Origin of the sequence: Methanosarcina sp. A14 (genome assembly GCF_001729375.1) — an archaeon.
GTDB classification, from domain to species: domain Archaea; phylum Halobacteriota; class Methanosarcinia; order Methanosarcinales; family Methanosarcinaceae; genus Methanosarcina; species Methanosarcina barkeri.
In genome coordinates this window covers 1-3,329 of the sequence record NZ_LZPK01000104.1, presented here as the reverse complement: position 1 = coordinate 3,329, position 3,329 = coordinate 1, and the positions used below count along the sequence as shown (strand labels likewise).

The window sequence follows — 3,329 nt, the reverse complement described above, 5'->3', positions numbered from 1 at the left end:
TGAATTCTAACCTGAATTCTTAACCTATCAATTTCCGTAAATTGCGATCAGATCGCTGAGAATCGCACTTGCAGTTTCAATTGGGCCTGCACCTTTACCCGTAACCGTAATTTCCCCCGCAAGTTCGGTTTCTACCGAAGCCACATTTAGCGTCCCTCCGACTGCAAGAGGATGGTTGATAGGTACAAGTCTGGGGGCTACATGAATTCTTTCCCTGCTGACTTCTCCTATAAGCTTGATCACATGCCCTTTTTCATAAGCCATCTCAAGGGCTTCAGGTGTAACTTTCGTGATTCCCGTAACCTCAACGTCATTATAAGTAGCATCAAGTCCGAAAATTGCGTTGGCAAGAATAACGAGTTTGCAAGCCGTATCAATTCCTTCCACATCATATGTAGGGTTGGTTTCAGCAATACCAAGCTGCATGGATTCGGCAAGAATGTCATTGTAACTTGCCCTTTCCTCCAGCATTCTTGTCAGGATATAATTACAGGTCCCATTTAGAATTCCTTTGATACTTTTAACCTTATTGCCTGCAAGCACTTCGTTTACTAGGTTGATAATAGGCATTGACCCACCGACAGTCGCTTCGAACCTGAAATGAGAACCTGCTGCCTTTGCGGCTTCCATGAGTTCTTTGTACTTAAGGGTAAGAGGCCCTTTATTGGAGGTAATAACATCTTTTCCGGTCTTGAAGGCCGCAAACATATTCTGCATACCTGCCCCGCCAGTTAGTATATTCGTCGGGGTAGTCTCGATTACAAGATCATGAGCTACGGATTGGATAACCTCGACTCCAGAGATATTTTCAAGAGCTACCGTCCTGTCTCTCCTCTTCCTGACAAGGCAGTCGGCAAGATCCACCCCTTTAGGATTAACAGTTGCGCCCTTTGAGTCCACAACAGCAACTACTTTTACTTCCAGCCCGATACTTTCCAGATACTCTTTTTTCATAAGGAGTACTTCAGCCACGCCCTGTCCGATTGCACCAAACCCGAGAATGGAACAGCACACTGTTTTCATGTTTTCAAATCTCCTAAAACTATTTTTCAGGCCTGGATATCAATTGGAAGAACCATAAGCAGGTCTTTTTTTGCCGAGACTTCTTTGAGAATGGCGAGTGCCTTGTGCAAATCCTCTTTACCGACAGCATCGATTTTTATGAGGGCTGAAGAGAGCATATTGATACCTGGCATAGAGAGGGAAAGGTCCACAACCTCAGCAAACCCTGTCCTGTCAATCTCATCAATCGTATCCTGGATCCCTGTATGGACCACGTGCCCTATGAGCACTACATTTATACTTTCCCTGAAACGGTGTTCACCGACTCTTACAACTCGAATCCCGTTTTCTTCAAGTTTAGCCTTTATTGTCTCAATGCTTTCAGGCCTTGTTTCAAGTACAAGCTTTACAGGTACTGTTTTTCGTGGGGTTCTCTTCTGGTGGTGATGTACTACTGTTATCAGGTTAGCCTTACATTCCGAAAGGGGCTGGAGGGCTAAAAGCATCTGCCCGGGTACATCTTTTAATTCAATGTCCATGGAAACTCGCATGTTGTCCCTCGTACATTTTTTAATAATCCCTTGTGCGATTTAAATAATAATTTAAATAATAATTTTACCCTTATACAATGTTCATTCACGCATTATTAAACAGCTTACTGTCAGGGTTGAGGTGGTATATCAGGATATCCGGCTTTAATCTAGCCATCTAGCCTCTGGAACCTGAATTTTATAACCCGAGTTTCAAATCCGTTCCCACGCGGAGTAGGGCCTTATTACTCAGGTTTGCGATCAGGACATTTATATCGGTAAGCAATTCTGGGCATAAGAGATAAAAAGGGTGCTCAAATATACCGCACACTCTATTGTTAACCATTTCTGCTGCTTAGTCAATGAATTCAGTTATATAGTTTACTGTTTATGATCCTACAAAAAAACTTTAGGGTACAGCATCTGCTTATTCCTTCTTGCTTTCATGTTTGGTCTGCTTGGAGATATGCATATCCGGAATACGGATTATATTCCCTCTTCCTTTTTTGAATTTCTCAATTAGACCGCGTTCCTCAAGGTCCGAGAGCATAAGACTGACTTTTGACTCCGAGTAGGGGGATTTTTTTCGCAGTTCTCTCTGGGTGATTCGGTTTCCACTAGCTCGTATCATTTCTAGAAGTTCTTTGAGATCCTCAGGAAGATTGAGCTTTGAATGTTCCTTAATTTCTAAATTCGATTTATTAGGTTCATTCTCATAGACAGGAGAACTCGAGATATTCTGAGCCTCTTCTGTAAGCCTGTTCTGCTGTATATATTTGTCATTGGATGTTCCTTCGGATTTTTCAGCAAACTGCTCAGAGCTCAGTTCCGAAGTTTCAATAATGTTCTTGGAGGAATCGATTTCGACTTCTTCAGAATATATTTCATTCTTTATGGGGCACTTCGGTAGATATGGTTCTTGGCATTCTTCAGGAAAAGAAGTCCTTGCCGATTTTTGATGCTTCTTTCCTAAAAGGTAGGCTGCCAGTAGCAGGGCTAGCAGCAGGACTATAAGAACCAGGAAGGCAGGAGCTAAAACGGCATAGTTAGAGTTTGCCTGAGGTACGGGCTCTGTCTCTTCATAATCCAGATAAGGGGCTTCAAAGTTATCCTGGTCCAGAAGCTCTTCATGAGAAGGCGGGAAAAGGAGGAGATCATGTATATACTCTCCTTCGCCTGAGATCTCAACTTTTTCCTGAGCTATATAAACTATCTTATTTCCTTCAAGATAGCTGGCATTTATTGTATAGATTCCGGGGGTGAGGTTGAAAGAGTACTCCGAATCCGTTGCAATAACGTTCTGTTCCGGGGTAGAATTGATTTCTACAACTGAGTTATTAAGAGGCTTGAAAGTATCCCACTCATAAACTGTCCCGTGAATTGTGGCCGCGATTGCATTTCCCTGAGAGACCATAATGAGAAAGAAAATAAGTGAGAAACTGCATAGCTTTCTAAAATTCACGAAATGTTAAATGGGTTTTTAGCATAAATCTTTTACTTTTCTTTGTAAAGAGAGAGTAAAAATAATGCAGGCCTATTAAAGCTTTGTAAAGGAGTCAAGGAATGTATCAAGCTTGAAAGCCTATATATGTCTGTTAATAAGATAAATTCCGAAAAGAATAATTATATAGGACTTACGCAGTTAAAATGCCGAAAACTTGATATCTTTATAAATATACTTATGGCTTAGTGTTTCTCTAAAAACGTACGGAGTTATGGACATAAATCCACCTAAGTGTACCGACATTGACTACATAAATTTTCTCATTGCGGCTTCTAACGTTTATAGCTGTACTG

Annotated in this window: 3 protein-coding genes; all 3 read right to left on the bottom strand. The window is 41.4% G+C overall.

Translation table 11 applies throughout. The annotated features are described in order from the left end of the window. Window positions 1-27: 27 nt before the first annotated feature. The 3 genes from A9239_RS05680 to A9239_RS05670 all read right to left on the bottom strand — a co-directional run bounded on the left by A9239_RS05680 (window position 28) and on the right by A9239_RS05670 (window position 2,946). Entirely contained in the window at window positions 28-1,023 is a 996-nt protein-coding gene (locus tag A9239_RS05680) for a homoserine dehydrogenase (protein ID WP_048119141.1), read from the bottom strand. Between the two features lie 26 nt (window positions 1,024-1,049). Then, the gene (locus A9239_RS05675) at window positions 1,050-1,553 is read right to left on the bottom strand and encodes an amino acid-binding protein (protein WP_048119138.1); all 504 of its coding nucleotides are present in this window, start codon (window positions 1,551-1,553) and stop codon (window positions 1,050-1,052) included. A 406-nt stretch (window positions 1,554-1,959) separates the two neighbouring features. After that, entirely contained in the window at window positions 1,960-2,946 is a 987-nt protein-coding gene (locus A9239_RS05670) for a MarR family transcriptional regulator (RefSeq protein ID WP_230629238.1), read from the bottom strand. Between the last annotated feature and the right edge of the window lie 383 nt (window positions 2,947-3,329).